We start from the raw sequence: 20,428 nt of genomic DNA, 5'->3' as shown, positions 1-20,428 counted from the left end.
CCCGCGGGAGTACCCGCGGGGCGCTGTGGCCTGTCGGACGGTGACTCAGGCCTTGCGGGCCCGCGTCGTCTTCTTCGCGGGCGTCGCCTTCTTGCTCGCCGTGCTGTTGGCCTTGGTCGTCGTCTTCGCCGTGGCGGTCTTGCGGGTCGTCGACGCGGCCGCGACGGCCTTCTTGACGGCGGTCCCGCGCGGGGCCTTGCCCGAGGACGCGGCATCGCTGATCCGGTCCGGCTGCAGGATCTCGCGCAGGAACTTCCCGGTGTGGCTGGCCGGGACGCCGGCGACCTGCTCGGGCGTGCCCTCGGCGATGACCAGGCCACCGCCGGCGCCGCCCTCGGGGCCCATGTCGACGACCCAGTCGGCGGTCTTGATCACATCGAGGTTGTGCTCGATGACGATGACCGTGTTGCCCTTGTCGACCAGTCCGGACAGCACCTTCAGCAGCTTGCTGATGTCCTCGAAGTGCAGACCGGTGGTGGGCTCGTCCAGGACGTAGACCGTGCGCCCGGTGGAGCGGCGCTGCAGCTCGCTGGCGAGCTTCACGCGCTGCGCCTCACCGCCGGACAGGGTGGTCGCGGACTGCCCGAGCCGGACGTAACCCAGGCCGACGTCCTTGAGGGTCTTGAGGTGGCGGGCGATCGCCGGGACCGCCTCGAAGAACTCGGTCGCCTCCTCGATCGGCATGTTGAGCACGTCGGCGATGGACTTGCCCTTGTAGTGGACTTCCAGGGTCTCCCGGTTGTAGCGGGCGCCGTGGCAGACCTCGCAGGGGACGTAGACGTCCGGCAGGAAGTTCATCTCGATCTTGATGGTGCCGTCGCCCGCGCAGTTCTCGCAGCGCCCGCCCTTGACGTTGAAGGAGAAGCGGCCGGGCTGGTAGCCCCGGACCTTCGCCTCGGTGGTCTCGGCGAAGAGCTTGCGGATGTGGTCGAAGACGCCGGTGTACGTCGCCGGGTTGGACCGCGGGGTGCGGCCGATGGGCGACTGGTCGACGTGCACCACCTTGTCCACGAGGTCGTCGCCGTCCACGCGCGTGTGCCGGCCGGGCACGTTGCGGGCGCCGTTCAGCTCGCGGGCCAGGTGGGTGTACAGGATGTCGTTGACCAGCGTCGACTTGCCGGAACCGGAGACTCCGGTGACCGCCGTGAACAGGCCGAGCGGGAAGGACACGTCGATGTCCTTCAGGTTGTTCTCCCGGGCGCCGTGCACGGTGAGCTGCCGGGACGGGTCGAGCGGGCGCCGGATGTCGGGCAGCGGGATCGCCTTCTGGCCGGACAGGTACTGCCCGGTCTGCGACTCGGCGTTGGCGAGCAGTTCCTTCAGGGAGCCGCTGTGCACGACCTTGCCGCCGTGCTCGCCCGCGCCGGGGCCGATGTCGACGATCCAGTCGGCGGTCTTGATGGTGTCCTCGTCGTGCTCGACGACGATGAGCGTGTTGCCCATGTCGCGCAGCCGGACCAGGGTCTCGATCAGCCGGTGGTTGTCGCGCTGGTGCAGGCCGATGGACGGCTCGTCGAGGACGTACAGGACGCCGACGAGGCCGGAGCCGATCTGGGTGGCCAGACGGATGCGCTGGGCCTCGCCGCCGGAGAGCGTGCCGGCCGCGCGGTTCAGCGAGAGGTAGTCGAGGCCGACGTCGACCAGGAACCGCAGCCGCTCGTTGACCTCCTTGAGGACGCGCTCGGCGATCTTCTTGTCGCGCGCGTCCAGCTTCAGCCCGCGCAGGAAGTCCGCGCAGTCGCTGATGGACATCGCGGAGATCTCGGCGATCGACTTGCCCATGAGCGTGACCGCGAGGACGACCGGCTTCAGGCGCGTGCCCTCGCAGGTGGGGCAGGGCACCTCGCGCATGTAGCCCTCGAAGCGCTCGCGGCTGGCGTCGCTCTCGGCCTCGCTGTGCCGGCGCTTCACGAACGGCACGGCGCCCTCGAAGGGCGTGGTGTAGACGCGCTCGCGCCCGTACCGGTTGCGGTAGCGGACCTCGATCTGCGTCCTGTGGCCGTAGAGCAGGGCCTTCTTGGCGCGCTGCGGCAGGCCCGCGAAGGGGATGTCGGTGCGGAAGCCGAGGGCGTCGGCGAGGGCGCCGACCAGCCGGCCGAAGTAGTCCTTGGTGTGCCCGTGCGACCAGGGGTGGATGGCGCCCTCGTCGAGGGTCTTCTCCTCGTCCGGGACGATCAGCTCCGGGTCGACCTCCATGCGGGTGCCGATGCCGGTGCACTCGGGGCAGGCGCCGAAGGGCGAGTTGAAGGAGAAGGAACGGGGCTCCATCTCCTCGAAGGACAGGTCGTCGTACGGGCAGTACAGGTGCTCCGAGTACATCCGCTCGCGCTCGGGGTCGTCCTCGGGCAGGTCGACGAAGTCGAGCACGACCATGCCGCCGGACAGGCCGAGCGCGGTCTCGACGGAGTCGGTGAGGCGGCGCTTGGCGGAGTCCTTGACCGTGAGGCGGTCGACGACCACCTCGATGGTGTGCTTCTCCTGCTTCTTCAGCGTGGGAGGGTGGGAGAGCTGGATGGTCTCGCCGTCCACGCGCGCGCGGGAGTAGCCCTTGGTCTGGAGGTCGGCGAAAAGGTCGACGAACTCGCCCTTACGCTCGCGCACCAGCGGCGAGAGCACCTGGAAGCGGCTTCCCTCCGGCAGCTCGAGCACCCTGTCGACGATGGCCTGCGGCGACTGCCGTGAGATCGGCCGGCCGCACTCGGGGCAGTGCGGCTTGCCGATGCGGGCGAAGAGCAGGCGCAGGTAGTCGTAGACCTCGGTGATGGTGCCGACCGTCGAGCGCGGGTTGCGCGAGGTCGACTTCTGGTCGATGGAGACCGCCGGCGAGAGGCCCTCGATGAAGTCGACGTCCGGCTTGTCCATCTGGCCGAGGAACTGGCGGGCGTACGAGGAGAGCGACTCCACATAGCGCCGCTGGCCCTCGGCGAAGATGGTGTCGAAGGCCAGGGAGGACTTGCCCGACCCGGACAGGCCCGTGAAGACGATGAGCGAGTCCCGAGGCAGGTCGAGCGAGACGTTCTTCAGGTTGTGCTCGCGCGCGCCACGGACGATGAGACGGTCGGCCACGCCGGTCCGCACCTTTCTTGAGAGAAGTGACAGGGGCGGGGCCCCCGTGCTTTCTCAGACTAGGGGGAGCCACTGACAACGCCGGGCGGGATTCCCGGATGCGCCCGGATACACAACAATCCCCGGCTCTCCAGCATGCCCGATGCCGCACCCGACCTTATAGCACGTGCATTCGATTTACGGCCGTCCTTCACCGCCTTCACCCGAAGGTGTGGTGGGACTAGGGTCGGCGTCATGATTGATCACGCGCGCGACCTGGCGTCTGTGCAGGACGCAACCGAACGACTGCTGACCGCTGTCGGCAAGCTGGACAACGCGGCTGTGACCGACCAGTCACGACTGCCCGGCTGGACCCGGGGCCACATCCTGGCCCACCTCGCCCGCAACGCGGACGCGCTGGTGAACGTTTTCGAGGGCCGTCCCATGTACGCGTCCGCCGAGGCCCGGGACGCCGACATCGAGCGGGACGCCCCGCGCCCCCTCGACGTCCAGCTCGCCGACGTGCGCGACACCGCGGCCCGCTTCCGGCGGACGGCGGCCGAGCCCGCGGACTGGTCGCGGACCGTGGAGCTGCGCAACGGCGTCACCGACTCCGCGTCCCGGGTGCCCTTCCGGCGCTGGGTGGAGGTCGAGCTGCACCACGTGGACCTCGGCATCGGCCACGAGCTCGAGGACCTGCCTGCGGAGTTCGTCGAGCGGGAGATCGAGTTCCTGGCCCAGCGGTTCTCCGGGCACCCGGACGTGCCGTCGGCCCGGCTGACGGACGGCACGCACGCGTGGGACACGGGCCGGGAGGCGGACGAGCCCGCGGTCACCGTCACGGGGGGCCGGGCGGACCTGCTCGGCTGGCTCGCGGGGCGCCGCGACGGATCCGCCCTGACGGTGGCGGGCGGCGCGCTCCCGGCACTGCCGCCGCTGTAGCCGCGTGCGCGGTCCCCGGGCGGCTGCCCTCGCTATAGGCTGACGGCCATGACGTACAGCGGAGAGGTGAAGGTCGGCGGCCCGGCGGACGTGCACGAGCTGAAGGACCTGATGATCACCAAGATCGCGGTCGGCCCGATGGACAACAACGCCTATCTGCTGCGCTGCCGGGCCACGGACGAGCAACTGCTGATCGACGCGGCGAACGACGCGCACACGCTGCTCGGCATGATCGGTGACGACGGCATCGCCTCCGTCGTCACCACCCACCGGCACGCCGACCACTGGCAGGCGCTGGCGGAGGTCGTGGCGGCCACGCGCGCGCGTACGTACGCGGGACGGGACGACGCCGAGGGCATCCCGGTGCCGACCGACGTCCTCGTGGGCGACGGGGACACCGTGCGGGTGGGGCAGGTGGAACTCACCGCGCGCCACCTCGTCGGCCACACCCCCGGCTCGATCGCGCTGGTCTACGACGACCCGCACGGGCATCCGCACGTGTTCACGGGCGACTGCCTCTTCCCCGGCGGGGTGGGCAACACCCGCAAGGACCCGAAGGCGTTCGCCAGCCTGATCCACGACGTGGAGACGAAGATCTTCGACGTCCTCCCGGACGAGACCTGGGTCTACCCGGGCCACGGCAACGACACCACGCTGGGCGCCGAGCGCCCGCATCTTCCGGAGTGGCACGCGCGCGGCTGGTGAACGGGCCGCGGGGTGGTGAGCGGGCGGCTGGTGGTGAACGGGCGGCTGGTGGTGAACGGGCGGCGTACAGCCGCACGCCGCTCCCCGCCCGTGCGCCCCGTGCACCCCGTGTGAACCCCGCACACACAGCGGCGGCACGTACCCGCTCCCCCTCCGCGTCGTCGCGCAGTCGACTGGGGGCAGCCCGCGCGGGAAGACGGCTCCCGCGCGGTACGGGCCGCCGGTCTTCTGCCCGCCCTCGACCGGCGACCCCGGCCACGCGTCGCGGGCGGCTACGCGTCGGCCGCCCGCTGTGCGCCGGCCAGTGCCGCGACCCGCTCCACCGCGAACGCGTAGCCCTGCACTCCACACCCGGCGATGACGCCGTCGGCGCGCAGGGAGACGTAGGAGTGGTGCCGGAACTGCTCGCGCTGATGGATGTTGGAGATGTGCACCTCCACCACCGGCATCCCGTCGCAGGTGTTGAGCGCGTCGAGAATGGCGACGGAGGTGTGCGAGTAGGCGGCGGGGTTGATGACGATTCCGCAGTGGTTCAGCCGGGCCTCGTGGATCCAGTCGACCAGTTCGCCCTCGTGGTTGGACTGGCGGAAGTCGACCGTGCCGCCGTGCGCCGCGGCTGCCTTGGCGCACAGCGCCTCGACGTCCCCGAGCGTGTCGGAGCCGTAGATCTCCGGCTGCCGCTGCCCGAGCAGGTTCAGGTTGGGGCCGTTCAGGACCATGATCGGCGCGGTCGCGAGGGTGCGGGCGGGACGGGTCATATCGGGCCTCCGGTGAGATCGGTGCTTCGGTGGAGGTCTATCACGCGGCACCGGAGGCCCGTCCGCCGCTAAGGATTGATCGCCAGTTCCAAATAGGCGGCCAGCAGAACCAGATGGACACCGCCCTGCAAGGGGGTGGCCCGCCCCGGGACCACGGTGAGGGTGCCGACGACGATGGTCAGCGCGAGCAGCACCATATGGGTGGCTCCGAGGCCCAGCATCAGCGGCCCTGGCAGCCAGAACGACGCGATCGCCACCGCGGGGATGGTGAGGCCGATACTGGCCATGGCCGAGCCGAGCCCGAGATTCAGGCTGATCTGCACCCTGTCGCGGCGGGCGGCGCGCACTGCGGCGATCGTCTCCGGCAGCAGGATGAGCAGCGCGATGAGCACACCCACCACGGCGTGCGGCAGGCCGGCGCTGTCGATGGCGGTTTCGATGGTGGGCGACACGCCCTTGGCCAGGCCTACGACGCCCACAAGGGCCATACCGAGCAGGGCGAGGCTGGTGAGAGTGACCCGGGTGGTGGGCTTTTCGATGTGTTCCGGGGCCGAGATGACCTCGCCCTGGCGGGTCAGAGGGAGGAAGTACGAGCGGTGGCGCACGGTCTGGGTCGTGACAAACAGTCCGTAGAGCACCAGGGACGCCAGCGCGGCGAAGGTGAGTTGGGCCGGGGAGTACTCCGGTCCGGGCTTGCTGGTGGTGAAGGTCGGCAGCACGAGGCAGAGAGTGGCCAGGGTGGCGACCGTCGCGAGGGCCGCGCCGGAGCCCTCGGGATTGAAGATGGCGACCTTGTGACGCAGCGAGCCCACGAGCAGGCTCAGACCGACGATGCCGTTACAGGTGATCATCACCGCAGCGAACACGGTGTCGCGGGCGAGCGTGGCGCTCTTGTCACCGCCGTCGATCATCAAGGTCACGATGAGCGCGACCTCGATGACTGTGACGGCGACCGCGAGGATGAGGGAGCCGAAGGGTTCGCCCACCCGGTGGGCGACGATCTCGGCGTGGTGCACCGCGGCCAGGACCGCGCCAGCCAGGATCAGGGTCAGCAGCCCGACGATCCCACCGGGCAGGGAACGACCCCAGGTGAAGACCAGGAGGACGACCGCGAGCACCGGCACAATGGCCGTCCACTGCGCCATGAGGAAGTCCCTGAGCCGCGGGATCACGTCTCGATCCTTACAGGGTTGCGGGTCCTTCGCATGCGCGGTGCCCGCTCGTGCCTCGTCCTGGCGATCAAGCATTCACACGGTCCTTCGTCTCGTCGTCGTGATGTTCCTGCACCTCCTCCGCCTCAGCCTGTTTCCTGGCAGCAATCAGGCTGGTGACGGTGGTGACGGCCAGAACCGCGCAGATCACGCCGAGGGAGACCGGGATGCTGATCTGGGGGACATGCACGCCGGACTCGTGCAGCGCGTGCAGCACCAGCTTGACGCCGATGAAGCCGAGGATCACCGACAGGCCGTAGGACAGGTGGACCAGCTTCTTGAGCAGGCCGCCTATCAGGAAGTACAGCTGCCGGAGGCCCATCAGTGCGAAGGCGTTGGCGGTGAAGACGATGTACGGGTCCTGGGTGAGGCCGAAGATCGCGGGGATGGAGTCGAGGGCGAACAGGATGTCGGTGGTGCCGATCGCGAGCATCACGACCAGCATCGGCGTCATCACCCGCTTGCCGTTCTGCCGGATCCACAGCCGGGTGCCGTGGTAGCGGTCGGCCACGCCGAAGCGGCGCTCGGCGGCCTTGAGCAGCTTGTTCTCCTCGAAATCCTCTTCCTCGTCCCCGCCGGAGCGGGCCTCCTGGATGAGCTTCCAGGCGGTCCAGATCAGGAAGGCGCCGAAGAGGAAGAACACCCACGAGAAGCTCGCGATGATCGCGGCTCCGGCGGCGATGAAGCCGGCCCGCAGCACCAGGGCTATGAGGACGCCGATCATCAGCACCCGTCGCTGGTAGTGCGACGGCACGGCGAACTTGGCCATGATCAGGACGAAGACGAAGAGGTTGTCGACGCTCAGCGACTTCTCGGTGATGAAGCCGGCGAAGAACTCGCCGGCCGGCCGGCCGCCGCCGAAGACGAGCAGACCGAGCCCGAAGAGACCGGCCAGGACGACCCAGACGGCCGTCCAGATCCCGGCTTCCTTGATCGACACGTCATGGGGTTTGCGGCCGATGAAGAAGTCGACGGCGATCAGGGCGGCCAGGCCGATGATGGTCAGGACCCACAGGGACAACGAGACATTCACGGGACAAAACGGTACCCGAACCCCAAGGAATGGTAAAGAGCAAGGCAAAGAAAAGATCAAAGTCGCAGGTCAGAGTGGTTTACGATTCCTTGGTAAGGGGTGGTGCGGGACGTGTACCCGGGCTCAGCGGTTCCAGTCGCGACCACTGAGGCGACTGAGGCCCCAGTCGCGACCGCTCAACGGTTCCAGTCGCGCCGGGCCGCCGCGACCTCGGTGAGCACCAGTTGGAGCACCTGGCTGCCCGGCGGCACCACCGGCGGCTCGTACGTCCACGCGTGTCCGACCCAGGGGTCGGCGAGGTGGTCGTCGGGCACCGGGGTCAGTCGCATCAGCGAACGCCACAGCGGGTCGAGCAACGGGCCGTAGGCAGCGGCGTCCTCACGGTCGGCGACCATCATCAGGTGGACGCCCACGGCCGGGCCCTCGTCGGCGAGGTAGCGCAGCTGGGTCACGGCACGGTCGTCGAAGCCGTGCGGGAAGTCGTTGACGATCAGCAACTGTTCGGCGGCGTCGAAGCCGTGCGGCAGCGCGTCCGGCGCGCCCCCGCGCACGGCCATCTGCACCAGGTCGACCCTCTGGGTGAGCCGGCTCAGGACGTCCGCGACCCCGGCGGCGCCGGCCGCGGGCGGCCCCGCGAGCACCCCCGTGCGCACCAGGGGCGCGAGTGCCTGCGCTCCTGATCCGGCCGGGTCGATGACATGGACGCCGAACTCGCCCGCCGGGTAGACGGCGATCAGCCGGGCCGCGTGCGCCACGGCCGCCTCCATCGCCAGGCGGCGCCGCTCGCCCGCGTCCGCGAAGGATTCGTCGGGGGACGCCCAGCGGCCGCTGTCGATCCACAGGCCGCGCTCCAGCGGCAGCCGGATCAGCATGGGGACGCGCAGGGACGGGTCCTCGGGCAGGTGGAGATCGCCGAGGCGTACCGCCATGGGCATCTCCATCGGCACGCGGTAGCCGTGCCAGACCGGGTTGTCCCAGCGGGCGTACGCCGCCGGCAGGGCCGGCTCGACGACCTCGGACTCGTCGGTGAGCTGGGCCAGGTCTCTGTCGAGCGACGCTCTGGCCTGGTCGACGAGCCGCGCGTGCTTGGCACGGGCCGCCTCCCGGGCGGCATCGCCCTGACCGCCGATGCGACTGCGCGGGTCGGACAGGACCTGGTCCAGCTCCTTCTCCATACGCGACTCGGCGAAGTCGACGGCACTGCGGTAGGCGGCCGTAGTGCGGGCCAGGTCCTCGAACATCCCCCAGACCTGGTTGTAGAGCCGCTCCTCCATCGACCAGCCGGTCGCGTCCCCCGCGACGGGCCGCGCGGGGTGCCCGTCGCGGCCGGGACCCGCGGCCGGTGCGGCCGGCGGCGCCGCGGGCTGTCCGGACGGGGCCGACGGCTGTCGGGGCGTGGGTGCGGGCTGTCCGGGCGGGGGCGGGGGTGCGGGCTGTCGCCGCGGGTGCCGGTAGTCGATGGTTCCGCCCGCGGGCACCGATGTCGTTGGTCCGGCCGCGGGGGTCCCGTCTCCGGATCCCCCGGGGACCGCGGGCTGCGGCACCGAGGGGCCGGCGGTCCCGGAGACCTGTCCCTCGCGGGAAGAACCCTCATGGGAGGGAACGGAAGCAGCCGGGTTCGGCCGGGGCGGCGCGGAGGCCTGGTGGGAACGGGCGTCATCCGTCGTGCGGGGCGGGGGTGCCGCCACCGAGCGGGCCAGCCCCTCGGCCACCGCCTCCTCGGCGGCGGTGGCCAGTTCAGCGGCCCGGGTCAGTCCCAGGTCGGTGAGAAGTTCGGTGAGGCCGCCCGCGTAGCCCTGGCCGACGGCGCGCACTTTCCAGGCGTCCTGGCGGCGGTACAGCTCCACGGCGATCACGGCGGACTCGGCGTCCAGGCCGGTGATCGTGTAGCTGACGAGTTCGGTGCCGTCCGGGCCGGTGACCGCCACGAAGGGGGCGGCGACCGCGCCGAACCGGGTCGGGCCCCCACCCGCGGCGGGCAGGGCCAACAGCACGTCGACGCGGTGCACCGCCTCGGGTATGGCACCCAGGTCGATGGCGAGCCGGTGGTCGGCGGCAGCCTGGCGCGAGACCTCCAGACCGGGCAGGACGGGAGCGCCGGGGTGCACCACCCACTCGGCGTCCCGCGCCCTGCCGCTGTCGTCGCTGAGCGTGGCCGCCGCCACGACCGGACAGCCGGCCGAGATCCGGATCTCCAGGCGGACCTCGGAGAGCGGGTGGTTCTGCCCCCGCACCAGCTCGGCCGTCATCGCCTTCGTCCCCCTGGTGTCATGTGCTGTCGTGCGCCGACCGTCCGGACAATCCGAACCGTTCGGACCGTTCGGGCCGTTCTACAGGTGCGGCAGGATCGTCGGCATCAGGTCCTGGAAGGTGCGGCCGTTGGCGGGGACGCCGAGGGCCGTCATCGTCCAGGCGCCGTTCACGCGGTGCACCTTCGCCATGATCTGGGCGGTGTAGTTGCCACCGCCGGCCAGGGTGTAGCGGGCGAGTTCCTGGCCATTGGTCTCGTCGACCAGGCGGCAGAACGCGTTCTGCACCTCCTGGAAGGTCTGGCCCGTGAAGGAGTTCACGGTGAAGACGATCTGGTCGATGTGGACCGGGACGCGCTGGAGGTCGACGAGGATCGACTCGTCGTCGCCGCCCTGGCCCGCGCCGCCGACCAGGTTGTCGCCGGTGTGGCGCACGGAGCCGTCGTCGCTCACCAGGTGGCGGAAGAAGACGACGTCGACCGGCTGCTTCTCGGCGAAGAGCACGGCGGAGGCGTCGAGGTCGATCTCGCGCGTGCGCGAGCCGAACAGGCCCCGGCGCGGAGCGGCCTGCCAGCCGAGACCCATACGGACCGCGGTCAGGCTGCCCCCGTCGTTCTTCTGCAGACTGATGGCCTGACCCTTGGTCAAGTTGACGGTCACGGCTGATTCCCCTCTCGAGCTACGCCCCTGTCGCCGCCGGTACCGCGGCTGCCAAGAACCCTACGCAGAGGCAGCGCCTCCGCCGCACACGGGTCCGCACTTTGTGTCGGTCTTGCAACACAGCGCAGTCGGTCAGGACAGTCCCGCCTCGCGCATCTGACGCAGTTCCTTCTTCATCTCCGCGACCTCGTCGCGCAACCGGGCCGCGACCTCGAACTGGAGGTCCGCTGCGGCGGCGCGCATCCGCTCCGTCATCTCCTCGATCTGCTCGGCGAGTTCGGCGGCGGGACGGTCGGTGGGCACCGTCTCCTTCGCCTTGCCCTTGGCGGGCTTGGCGGATTTGGCCGGCTTTGCGGCACCGGCGGCCTTGGCGCCGTTCTCGCCGCGGGACGGCACGGGGGTCTTCGCGCCCTTGCCATCCTTCCCCTTGCGGTACCCGGTGCCGAGCAGCTGCTCGGTGTCGACCTCCTCGCGGGCGATCTGCGCGACGATGTCGTTGATCTTCTTGCGCAGCGGCTGCGGGTCGATGCCTTTCGCCTTGTTGTACGCGATCTGCTTCTCCCGGCGGCGGTTGGTCTCCTCGATGGCCTTCTCCATCGCCGGGGTGATCTTGTCGGCGTACATGTGGACCTGGCCGGAGACGTTGCGCGCCGCGCGGCCGATGGTCTGGATCAGCGAGGTGCCCGAGCGCAGGAAGCCCTCCTTGTCGGCGTCGAGGATCGCCACCAGTGACACCTCGGGCAGGTCGAGGCCCTCACGCAGCAGGTTGATGCCGACCAGGACGTCGAACTCGCCGCTGCGCAGCTCGCGCAGCAGCTCGACCCGGCGCAGGGTGTCGACGTCGCTGTGCAGGTAGCGCACCTGGATGCCGAGTTCCAGGAAGTAGTCCGTCAGGTCCTCGGCCATCTTCTTGGTCAGCGTGGTGACCAGGACGCGCTCGTCCTTCTCCACGCGCCCGCGGATCTCGTGCACCAGGTCGTCGATCTGGCCCTCGGTGGGCTTGACGACGACCTGCGGGTCGACCAGGCCGGTGGGGCGGATGATCTGCTCGACCTGCCCGTCCGAGCGGGACAGCTCGTACGTGCCCGGCGTCGCCGACAGGTACACCGTCTGTCCGATGCGCTTCTGGAACTCCTCCCACTTCAGCGGGCGGTTGTCCAGGGCGGACGGCAGCCGGAAGCCGTGCTCGACGAGGGTGCGCTTGCGGGAGGCGTCGCCCTCGTACATCGCGCCGATCTGGGGCACGGTGACGTGCGACTCGTCGATGACGAGCAGGAAGTCGTCCGGGAAGTAGTCGAGCAGGGTGTTGGGCGGGGTGCCGGGCGCGCGGTCGTCGAAGTGCATCGAGTAGTTCTCCACGCCGGAACAGGTGCCGATCTGGCGGAGCATCTCGATGTCGTAGGTGGTGCGCATCCGCAGCCGCTGGGCCTCCAGCAGCTTGCCCTGCTTCTCCAGCTCGGCCAGGCGCTCCTCGAGCTCCTTCTCGATGCCCCTGATCGCCCGCTCCATGCGCTCGGGGCCGGCGATGTAGTGCGAGGCCGGGAAGACGTACAGCTGCTGGTCGTCGCTGATGATCTCGCCGGTGAGGGGATGCAGGGTCGACAGCGCCTCGATCTCGTCGCCGAACATCTCGATACGGACGGCCAGCTCCTCGTAGACCGGGAAGATCTCGATGGTGTCGCCGCGCACCCGGAAGGTGCCGCGGGTGAAGGCCATGTCGTTGCGCGTGTACTGGATGTCCACGAAGCGGCGCAGCAGCTCGTCGCGGTCGATCTCGTCGCCGATCCGGAGGGGCACCATACGGTCCACGTACTCCTGCGGCGTGCCCAGGCCGTAGATGCAGGAGACGGAGGCGACCACGACGACGTCGCGACGGGTGAGCAGCGAGTTGGTCGCCGAGTGGCGCAGGCGCTCGACCTCCTCGTTGATCGAGGAGTCCTTTTCGATGTAGGTGTCCGACTGCGGGACGTAGGCCTCGGGCTGGTAGTAGTCGTAGTACGAGACGAAGTATTCGACCGCGTTGTTCGGCAGCAGTTCGCGGAACTCGTTGGCCAGCTGGGCGGCGAGCGTCTTGTTCGGCGCCATCACGAGGGTCGGGCGCTGCAGCTTCTCGATCATCCACGCCGTGGTGGCGGACTTTCCGGTGCCGGTGGCGCCGAGCAGGACGACGTCCGGCTCCCCCGCCTCGATGCGCTGGGCGAGTTCGGCGATGGCCTGCGGCTGGTCGCCGCTGGGCTGGTAGGGGCTGACGACCTCGAAGGGCGCCACCGTGCGTTCGATGTGAGAGACGGGCCGCATGACATCCACCGTACGACCCACCACTGACAACGGGTCCGGATCAGCGATTCTGCGGAACGCGGGGGCGTTCGCGAACCGTCCCGCGGCCGGGGTCGCGGTAGGCCCCGGCCGGGGGGCGGCCGGTGGAATGGGCGACGAGTTCACGCGCCGGCACGCCCGGCTTGTGCTCGACGGGGGCCCAGTCGGACCTGCCCGTGATCATCAGCGGGTCGAACAGCACGACGGCACCGGTGAGCAGCAGGAAGACGAGCGGGCCGATCAGCATCGGCGTGAGCAGGGCGGCCGACGACTCGCCTGTGGCGGCGCCGCCCGTCTCGTGCAGGTGGACGCTGAGGGCGGCCATGCCCGTGTAGTGCATGCCGACGACGGCGAGACCCATGACGAGGCTGGCGCCGACGCTCCAGAGGAACCCTTTCGCCCGCCCGGCCGCCCAGAGGGCCGCGGTCGCGGCGACGACGGCGATGACCACGGAGGCCGAGACAGTGAGGGTGTTGTACTCGAGCGTGCCGTCGAGCCGCATCCCGGCCATGCCCAGATAGTGCATGCTGGCGACGCCGAGGCCGGTGATCGTGCCGCCGGTGAACAGGGCGGAGCCGGTCGCGCCCCGGTAGCCGACGATGAAGATCCCGATCCCCGTCATGACGATGGCGACGGCGAGGCTCGCGTACGTCGTCGGCCGGTCGTAGCCGATCGACGCCTCTTCGATGGTGAAGCCGGTCATCGCGACGAAGTGCATCGTCCAGACGCCCGAGCCGATCGCGGCCGAGCCGAGGGCGAGCCAGCCGGGGCGCCAGGAGCGGGCGACGAGCAGGGCGCGGGTGGTGCAGCGCAGGCCGAGGGCCCCACCGAGGCAGGCCATGAGACAGGCCACCAGGGGGGTGACGAGCCCGTAGCTGAATCCGTCGACGGTGCCGTGCATGCGCGGTTGCCCTTCCGCCCTCTTGAAGTCCCGGAAATCGTGAATGCCCCCCGTCCCAGGACCGCCACGCGGTCAAGGTTGACGCTGAGAGTATGACTGCCACCGGAATGGCCGAACGACTTTCCGGCAAAGAAGCACGGCCTCGTCGCAGATGTGCGGCACCCGTGAGCGGGCTCGGCCGGTTCCGTGCACTCCCTCGACTGCACCCGTGGCCCTTCCGCGAGCGCCTCGTTGACTCTTTGCAGTCACTCTTGTGCTGTCCGTGATCATTCGTCGCGAGGAGTACGTATGCACGCGCGCGCAGTCGCCGCCCTGGCCACCGCTCTGGCGGCGGCCGTCGCCCTGTTCCTTCCCGGCTCGGAGGTACGGGCCGCGGACGCCCACCGGCCACAGCCCGTGGTCGTCGCCCACCGGGGTGCCTCCGCCCACGCCCCGGAGAACACGCTGCCCGCCATCGACAAGGCGGCGGCGCTCGGCTTCTCCTGGGTGGAGAACGACGTGCAGCGCACCAAGGACGGCAAGCTCGTGGTCATCCACGACGCCACCCTGAAGCGGACGACCAACGTCGAGCAGGTCTTTCCCGGCCGGGCCCCGTGGAAGGTGAAGGACTTCACCGCAGCCGAGATCGCCCGCCTGGACGCGGGCAGCTGGTTCTCCCCCAGGTTCGCGGGCACGCGCGTGCCGACGCTCGACCAGTACATGCGCCGGCTCGAACGCAACCACGAGAAGCTGCTCCTGGAGATCAAGAACCCAAAGCTGTATCCGGGGATCGAGGCACAGACCCTCAAGGTGCTCGCCGACGACGGCTGGCTCGACCACCGGCATCTGGCGAGCCGGCTGATCGTGCAGAGCTTCAGCGCCAACAGTGTGCGGACCGTGCACGCGCTGAAGCCCGCCGTCCGCACCGCTTTCCTCGGCCACCCGGACACGGCGGACCTGCGCCGGTACGCGGCCTTCGTGGATCTGATCAACCCCTCCTACCGCACGCTGTCGGCGGACTACGCGGCGGCGGTCCGCGCGCACCGGGGACCGCACGGCGTCCCGCTGGGGATCTTCACCTGGACGGTTGACAACGCCGCCGGCGCCCGGACCGTCGCCGGCTTCGGCGTGGACGGCATCCTCACGAACAAGCCGGAAGTGGTGCGCAAGGCACTCAAGACCGTCTGATCGCCCAAGACCGTCTGGTCTCGCGGCGGTGCAGGTCAGAGGGCGTTGTCAGTGGCGGGCCGTACCGTAATCGCATGGACAGCCACGAGCAGGACGAGCAGCGGGTCGTACCGGGCGAGCAGCGGGTCGTGTGGGCCGTCGTCGGTACCGGCATCGGCCCCCTGCTGCTGGCCGCGACCCCCGAGGGCCTGGTCAACGTCGTCTTCCACGCCACCGACGCGATACGGGAGCGCGCGCTGGACCGGCTGGCGTCCCGGCTGGGCACCGAGCCGGTCGAGGCGCCCGGATCCCCGCTGCTCGTGGAGGCGATACGCCAGGTGCGGGCGTACTTCGCGGGCGAGCGGCAGGACTTCGAGCTGCCGCTGGACTGGTCGCTGATCTCGGGCTTCAACCGGCAGGTGCTGCGCGAACTGGCGTCGGGCGTGCCGTACGGCACGGTCGTCGGGTACGGCGATCTGGCCGACCGGGTGGGGCAGCCGGGTGCCGCCCAGGCGGTGGGCGCGGCGATGGGCGCCAATCCGCTGCCGGTGGTCGTACCGTGCCACCGGGTCGTCGAGAGCGACGGGGGCATCGGCGGCTTCGGCGGCGGCTTGGAGGCCAAGCGCAGGCTGCTCGCGCTGGAAGGCGTGCTGCCCGAGCCGCTGTTCTGAGGCGACGGGCGCGAGGCGCACTGCCCGTACGGGCGCGAGGCGCGCTGCTCGCAGTACCTGGGCCGAGTGTGCCCCCCTCGTGGTGCCGGACCGCGCGTGCTCTGGTCACCGCGCGTGCGCTAGTCGTAGTGCCGTGCCTCGAAGACATTGCCGTCCGGGTCGCGGAAGTAGAAGCTGCGCCTCGCCTTGCCGCGCGCGCCGAAGGAGTCGTGGAAGAAGCCGGAGACGGGGACGGCGTGCTCCTCCAGGCGGGCGCGCAGGGCGTCGAAGCCGTCGGCGGGCAGGGACAGGCAGACGTGGTTCACGAGGTGGCCCGCGCTGCCGGCCGCGCCGGGGACCATGTTCATGCGCCCGGCCATGTCGAGCGGGGCGAGGTCGAGGATCGTCTCCTCGTTCAGGCGTACGGAGGGGAAGGACGCCTCGCCCGCGGCGAACTCGGCGGCCCTGACCGGCTCCAGGCCGACCGTCTGCTCGTAGAAGCCTGCCGCGGCGACCGGGTCGCGCACCCAGAGGACGACATGGTCGAGGCGTGGCGTGTTGTCGGTCATGCGTCCCAGGCTGGTGCCGTGCGGTACGGGCCGCAAGGGTTTGGCCCGGTGCGGCACCCGCCAGAGATGAGGGGAGAGCGCGACAGACGGGAGGCAGGCACGTGCTGGTGGTGTCCGAAGAGGTGCGGGAGGCGCTGGCCGCGCGTCGTCCCGTGGTGGCCCTGGAATCCACGATCATCGCCCATGGGCTGCCGCGTCCGCGCAACCTCCAGGTGGCGCTGGAGCTTGAGGACGCGGTACGGCACGAGGGCGCCGTGCCCGCGACCATCGCGGTGCTGGACGGCCACCCTCACATCGGCCTGGACAAGGGGCAGTTGGAGCGGGTCGCGAACGAGGAGGGGATGCGCAAGCTCGGCCACCGCGACCTGCCGCTCGCGATGGCCGCGGGGGCCAGCGGGGCGACCACGGTGTCGGCGACGGCGCTGCTGGCCTCGCTGGCGGGCATCCGCGTGTTCGCCACGGGCGGGCTCGGCGGAGTGCACCGCGAGTGGACGGTGACGCAGGACGAGTCCGCCGACCTCGGACTGCTGGCGCGTACGCGGATCACGGTCGTGTGCGCGGGGGTCAAGTCGATCCTGGACGTGCCGGCGACGTTGCAGCGGCTCGAGACGCTGGGGGTCGCGGTGGCCGGGTACGGCACGGACCGCTTCCCCGGGTTCTACCTGTCCGACTCCGGTCATCCGGTGGACTGGACACTGCGGACACCGGAGGACGTGGCCGCGGTGATGCGGGCGCAGAACGCGCTGCGGGCGCCGGAGTCGGCGCTGATCGTCGCCAACCCGGTGCCGCGGCAGGAGCAGCTGGATCCCGAACTGCACGCGCGTGTGCTCGCCGACGCGCTGCACGCGTGCGAGGAGGAGGGCGTCACGGGGCAGGCGGTCACCCCGTTCCTGCTCGACTACCTGGTGCGGCACACCGACGGCGCCTCGCTGCGCGCCAATCTGGCGGCGGTGCGCGGCAACGTACGGCTGGCGGCGCTGATCGCGGCGGCGTGGGCCCTGCCGTGACGGGCCCCGCCGTGACGGACGGCGGGGGCGGGGCGCTGCTGGTGGTCGGGGACGTCGTGACGGATGTCGTCGTACGGCATCGCGGCCCCCTCGCGACCGGCACCGACACCTCCGCCGCGGTCCGGATGCTGCCCGGCGGGGCGGGGGCCAACGTGGCCTGCTGGGCGGCCCACAGCGGGTGCCGGGAGGTCCGGCTGCTGGGGCGGGTGGGCGCGGAATCGGCGGTCTGGCACGAACGGGCGCTGATCGCCTCGGGAGTGCGCCCCCACTTGGTCGTCGATCCCGGGGCGCCGACCGGAACGGTGGTCTGCCTCGTCGACTCCTCGGCGGCGGCCGAGCGCACGTTCCTCACGGACAGCGGGGCGTCGCTGCGCCTTGAGGCGGGTGACTGGTCCGACGCGCTGCTCGACGGGGTGGCCCGGCTGCATCTGTCGGGCTACCTGCTGTTCTCCGGTACGGGCCGGGCGCTGGTGGCGAGCGCCGTCGCGGCGGCCCGCGCGCGTGGCGTGCCGGTGAGCCTGGATCCCGCGTCGGCCGGGTTCCTCGTCACGCTGGGCGTGGACCGGTTCCTCGCGCTCATCGAGGGGGTGGACGTGCTGCTGCCGAGCCGCGACGAGGCCTGCCTGCTGACGGGCCTGCCCGACCCGGCGGACGCGGCGGCCGAGCTGAGCCGCCACGTCCCGCTGGTGGTCATGAAGCAGGGCGCCGCCGGGGCACGGGTGGCACACGCGGGTGCCGTCCGCGCCCACGTACCCGCGGTGCCTGCCACCGCGCGGGACACCACCGGCGCGGGCGACGCCTTCACCGGCGCCTTCCTCGCCGCCCTTCTGGCCGGCGCCGCCCCCGAGACCGCGGCAGCCCGGGGATGCGCGGCGGGCGCGCTCGCGGTGGCGCGGGTGGGCGGGAGGCCTCCGAGAGCCCGGTGGCGTTCCGATGCCTCCGAGAGCCGGTGACCTCACGGTCGGCGGCCCCCAGGTGCTACGGCTTGGTGCCCCAGGCGGAGATCATCGGTGCTGTGGTCAGGTCCATGGTGCCGGAGGCCACGTTGGCCAGGTGCTGGTCGATCTCCTCGTCGGTGGCCAGGCCCGCGGTGACGAGGCGGCTACGGATCTGCCGGACCGTGGCCGACTCCAGGGCGGTGCAGGCCGGGGAGGCGACCGGGAAGTAGGCGTCGGCCTCCACCTGGCGCAGGCCGGCCTCGCGCAGCAGGCGCGGGAGTCTGCGGCCGTAGGACAGGTCGGCGCCGCGGTCGGCCAGCAGGCGGCGGAAGCCGCGGCGCAGCCGGTTGGCCAGTTCCTCCGCCGGGCCGTGTTCGTCCGGGCAGAGCAGGGGCTGGAGGGCGGGGTCGGCGTCCTCCAGCAGCAGCCGTCCGCCGGGGCGCAGTGCCTTGATCATCGACCGCAGTGCCCGTTCCCGGTCCGGCACGTGGACCAGGACGAGCCGGGCGTGCACGAGGTCGAAGCCCTCACCCGGCGGCTCCTCGGCGCCCACGTCGTGCACCCTCACCTCCACCGGCGGGCGGGCGGCCTTGGCGACCAGTGAGGTGTCGATGTCGGTCGCGACGACCGTGCCGGTGGGGCCGACCCGCTCGGCCAGCCAGGAGACGACGGAGGTGCCGCCGGCGCCGACCTCCCAGCAGCGCCACCCTGGTCCGACGCCGAGTCCTTCGAAGTGACGGAACGTCGTGGGATCGAAGAGGGTCGCGAAGGCGTCGAAGCGCTCGCCGGCCTCGGTCTGCCGGTTCTCGAGCAGATATCGGCCTCCCCCCGGGCCCTCGCCCCGGCTCTCCGGCTGACCCGCGTCCCGGCTCTCGGGCTGACCCGCGTCGCGGCCGCCCTCGTTCCCGTCCTTGTCCTGGTCGGTGTCCGCGCCCCAATGCCCGTCCGGATGCCCGTCGCTGTGCGTCATACCGGGATCATCCCAGCCTCCCCCGGCGCCTGCCGTGCCCGTCCACAGGCGGGAACAAAGCGGAATGTGCGGTTTCCACAGGCTTACCCGGCGCTCACGTGAGCCTGGCAGACTGGCTCGACCAGGCGGCAAAAGGTGCACGCAAGGAGATCCGGATGTCCATGGCGGGGAATCTGCGGAAGGTGGCTCGGCTGGCCCGAGGGCGGCGCCGGGTCGACCTGAGCCATCCCGCCCGGTCGCCGCTGGGCTCCTCCGTGGTGAACTGCGTGGCCTACCAGGACGGCGAGCGGGTTCCGGAGGCCGGTGATCTGGTGGAGGCCGTGACGCGGGTGCGCAAGGCCCGTGACGGTTTCGTCTGGCTGGGACTGCACGAACCGACGGACGTGGAGTTCGCGGGCATCGCGGACCTCTTCGACCTGCACCCGCTGGCGGTGGAGGACACGGTCAAGGCGCATCAGCGCCCGAAGGTGGAGCGGTACGGCGAGACGCTGTTCGCGGTGTTCAAGACGGTGTGCTACCTCGAGCACGAGAAGCTGACGGCGACCAGCGAGGTGGTCAGCACCGGCGAGATCATGGTGTTCACCGGGGAGGACTTCGTGATCACCGTGCGGCACGGCCGGCACGGCTCGCTCGGTCCGCTGCGCGAGGAGCTGGAGTCCGATCCGGGGCAGCTCGCCAAGGGGCCGGCGGCGGTGCTGCACGCGATCGCGGACCATGTGGTCGACGACTACCTGAGCGTCACCGACTCGTTCCAGGAGGACATCGACGAGGTGGAGGCCGAGGTGTTCGCGGAGGACGGCGCGCGGGTCGATCCGGGGCGGATCTACCAGCTCAAGCGGGAGCTGCTGGAGCTGAAGAGGGCCGTCGTGCCGCTGGGCCGCCCGCTGGAGGAGCTCTCCGCCCGGCCGATGAAGGTGATCGACGCCGAGATACAGGCGTACTTCAGGGACGTCCTCGACCACCAGACCCGGGCCAAGGAGCAGATAGCCGCCTTCGACGAACTGCTGAACTCGATTCTCCAGGCCCACCTCGCGCAGGTGACGGTGGCGCAGAACGAGGACATGCGCAAGATCACGGCATGGGCCGCGGTGATCGCCGTGCCGACCATGGTGTGCGGGGTGTACGGCATGAACTTCCGCGTGATGCCTGAGCTTCACTGGCGGTTCGGCTATCCGCTGGTCATCTGCCTGATATCGGCCGTGTGCGTGTCGCTGTACCGCGGCTTCCGCCGCAACGGCTGGCTCTGAGCCGCCGGCCCGCCCCGACAGACGGCTGACTCGGGAACTGGGTGGCGTCGCAGGGACCCGCCGCCGGGACCGGGAGCCACG

Annotated in this window: 17 protein-coding genes; 7 read left to right on the top strand and 10 right to left on the bottom strand. The window is 70.8% G+C overall.

Features of this window, described 5'->3' with window-relative positions:
- Window positions 1-45: 45 nt before the first annotated feature.
- On the bottom strand, window positions 46-3,066 hold the full coding sequence (gene uvrA, locus ACFY3J_RS03585) for an excinuclease ABC subunit UvrA (protein WP_384180485.1): 3,021 nt from the start codon (window positions 3,064-3,066) through the stop codon (window positions 46-48).
- Between the two features lie 234 nt (window positions 3,067-3,300).
- On the opposite strand from uvrA, the gene ACFY3J_RS03580 reads away from it, so the two are divergent.
- Together ACFY3J_RS03580 and ACFY3J_RS03575 are read left to right on the top strand one after the other, a co-directional pair.
- On the top strand, window positions 3,301-3,987 hold the full coding sequence (locus ACFY3J_RS03580) for a maleylpyruvate isomerase family mycothiol-dependent enzyme (protein WP_384180483.1): 687 nt from the start codon (window positions 3,301-3,303) through the stop codon (window positions 3,985-3,987).
- A 48-nt stretch (window positions 3,988-4,035) separates the two neighbouring features.
- On the top strand, window positions 4,036-4,692 hold the full coding sequence (locus ACFY3J_RS03575; RefSeq protein WP_384180481.1) for an MBL fold metallo-hydrolase: 657 nt from the start codon (window positions 4,036-4,038) through the stop codon (window positions 4,690-4,692).
- 272 nt (window positions 4,693-4,964) lie between these two features.
- On the opposite strand, the gene aroQ is transcribed toward ACFY3J_RS03575, so the two are convergent.
- The 7 genes from aroQ to ACFY3J_RS03540 all read right to left on the bottom strand — a co-directional run bounded on the left by aroQ (window position 4,965) and on the right by ACFY3J_RS03540 (window position 13,820).
- Window positions 4,965-5,450, bottom strand: a complete 486-nt coding sequence (gene aroQ / locus ACFY3J_RS03570; RefSeq protein ID WP_384180479.1) for a type II 3-dehydroquinate dehydratase — start codon at window positions 5,448-5,450, stop codon at window positions 4,965-4,967.
- A gap of 68 nt (window positions 5,451-5,518) precedes the next feature.
- Window positions 5,519-6,622 carry a calcium:proton antiporter gene (locus ACFY3J_RS03565; protein ID WP_384180512.1) on the bottom strand — a complete coding sequence of 368 codons (1,104 nt, stop codon included), beginning with the start codon at window positions 6,620-6,622 and terminating at the stop codon, window positions 5,519-5,521.
- A gap of 67 nt (window positions 6,623-6,689) precedes the next feature.
- Window positions 6,690-7,694, bottom strand: coding sequence for a TerC/Alx family metal homeostasis membrane protein (locus tag ACFY3J_RS03560; RefSeq protein ID WP_384180477.1), 1,005 nt, complete (start codon window positions 7,692-7,694; stop codon window positions 6,690-6,692).
- 176 nt (window positions 7,695-7,870) lie between these two features.
- Entirely contained in the window at window positions 7,871-9,943 is a 2,073-nt protein-coding gene (locus ACFY3J_RS03555; RefSeq protein WP_390840113.1) for a TerD family protein, read from the bottom strand.
- An 81-nt stretch (window positions 9,944-10,024) separates the two neighbouring features.
- Complete coding sequence (locus ACFY3J_RS03550) at window positions 10,025-10,603, bottom strand: TerD family protein (RefSeq protein WP_376410016.1); 579 nt, start codon at window positions 10,601-10,603, stop codon at window positions 10,025-10,027.
- A gap of 132 nt (window positions 10,604-10,735) precedes the next feature.
- Complete coding sequence (uvrB, locus tag ACFY3J_RS03545; protein ID WP_384180472.1) at window positions 10,736-12,901, bottom strand: excinuclease ABC subunit UvrB; 2,166 nt, start codon at window positions 12,899-12,901, stop codon at window positions 10,736-10,738.
- A 40-nt stretch (window positions 12,902-12,941) separates the two neighbouring features.
- On the bottom strand, window positions 12,942-13,820 hold the full coding sequence (locus tag ACFY3J_RS03540) for an MHYT domain-containing protein (RefSeq protein WP_384180470.1): 879 nt from the start codon (window positions 13,818-13,820) through the stop codon (window positions 12,942-12,944).
- Between the two features lie 288 nt (window positions 13,821-14,108).
- Here ACFY3J_RS03540 and ACFY3J_RS03535 point away from each other — a divergent pair, with 288 nt between their 5' ends.
- On the top strand, window positions 14,109-14,987 hold the full coding sequence (locus ACFY3J_RS03535; RefSeq protein ID WP_384180468.1) for a glycerophosphodiester phosphodiesterase: 879 nt from the start codon (window positions 14,109-14,111) through the stop codon (window positions 14,985-14,987).
- A gap of 74 nt (window positions 14,988-15,061) precedes the next feature.
- Complete coding sequence (locus ACFY3J_RS03530) at window positions 15,062-15,637, top strand: methylated-DNA--[protein]-cysteine S-methyltransferase (protein ID WP_384180466.1); 576 nt, start codon at window positions 15,062-15,064, stop codon at window positions 15,635-15,637.
- A gap of 119 nt (window positions 15,638-15,756) precedes the next feature.
- Here the strand turns inward: ACFY3J_RS03530 and ACFY3J_RS03525 are convergent, their stop codons facing one another.
- On the bottom strand, window positions 15,757-16,185 hold the full coding sequence (locus tag ACFY3J_RS03525) for a VOC family protein (RefSeq protein ID WP_390840110.1): 429 nt from the start codon (window positions 16,183-16,185) through the stop codon (window positions 15,757-15,759).
- Window positions 16,186-16,286: 101 nt separating this feature from the next.
- Here ACFY3J_RS03525 and ACFY3J_RS03520 point away from each other — a divergent pair, with 101 nt between their 5' ends.
- Entirely contained in the window at window positions 16,287-17,192 is a 906-nt protein-coding gene (locus ACFY3J_RS03520; RefSeq protein ID WP_384180462.1) for a pseudouridine-5'-phosphate glycosidase, read from the top strand.
- Entirely contained in the window at window positions 17,189-18,145 is a 957-nt protein-coding gene (locus ACFY3J_RS03515; RefSeq protein ID WP_384180459.1) for a carbohydrate kinase family protein, read from the top strand. The genes ACFY3J_RS03520 and ACFY3J_RS03515 overlap by 4 nt, the downstream gene beginning before the upstream one ends.
- Before the next feature lie 25 nt (window positions 18,146-18,170).
- Here ACFY3J_RS03515 and ACFY3J_RS03510 read toward each other — a convergent pair whose 3' ends face one another.
- A complete protein-coding gene (locus tag ACFY3J_RS03510) occupies window positions 18,171-19,100 on the bottom strand; it encodes a methyltransferase domain-containing protein (protein ID WP_390840108.1) in 930 nt (309 codons plus the stop codon).
- Window positions 19,101-19,255: 155 nt separating this feature from the next.
- Here ACFY3J_RS03510 and ACFY3J_RS03505 point away from each other — a divergent pair, with 155 nt between their 5' ends.
- Complete coding sequence (locus ACFY3J_RS03505; protein WP_390840106.1) at window positions 19,256-20,347, top strand: magnesium and cobalt transport protein CorA; 1,092 nt, start codon at window positions 19,256-19,258, stop codon at window positions 20,345-20,347.
- Window positions 20,348-20,428 lie beyond the last annotated feature (81 nt).

The organism is Streptomyces sp. NPDC001231 (assembly GCF_042896885.1).
Classification (GTDB): Bacteria; Actinomycetota; Actinomycetes; order Streptomycetales; family Streptomycetaceae; genus Streptomyces.
This window is presented reverse-complemented; position numbering and strand designations above follow the sequence as displayed.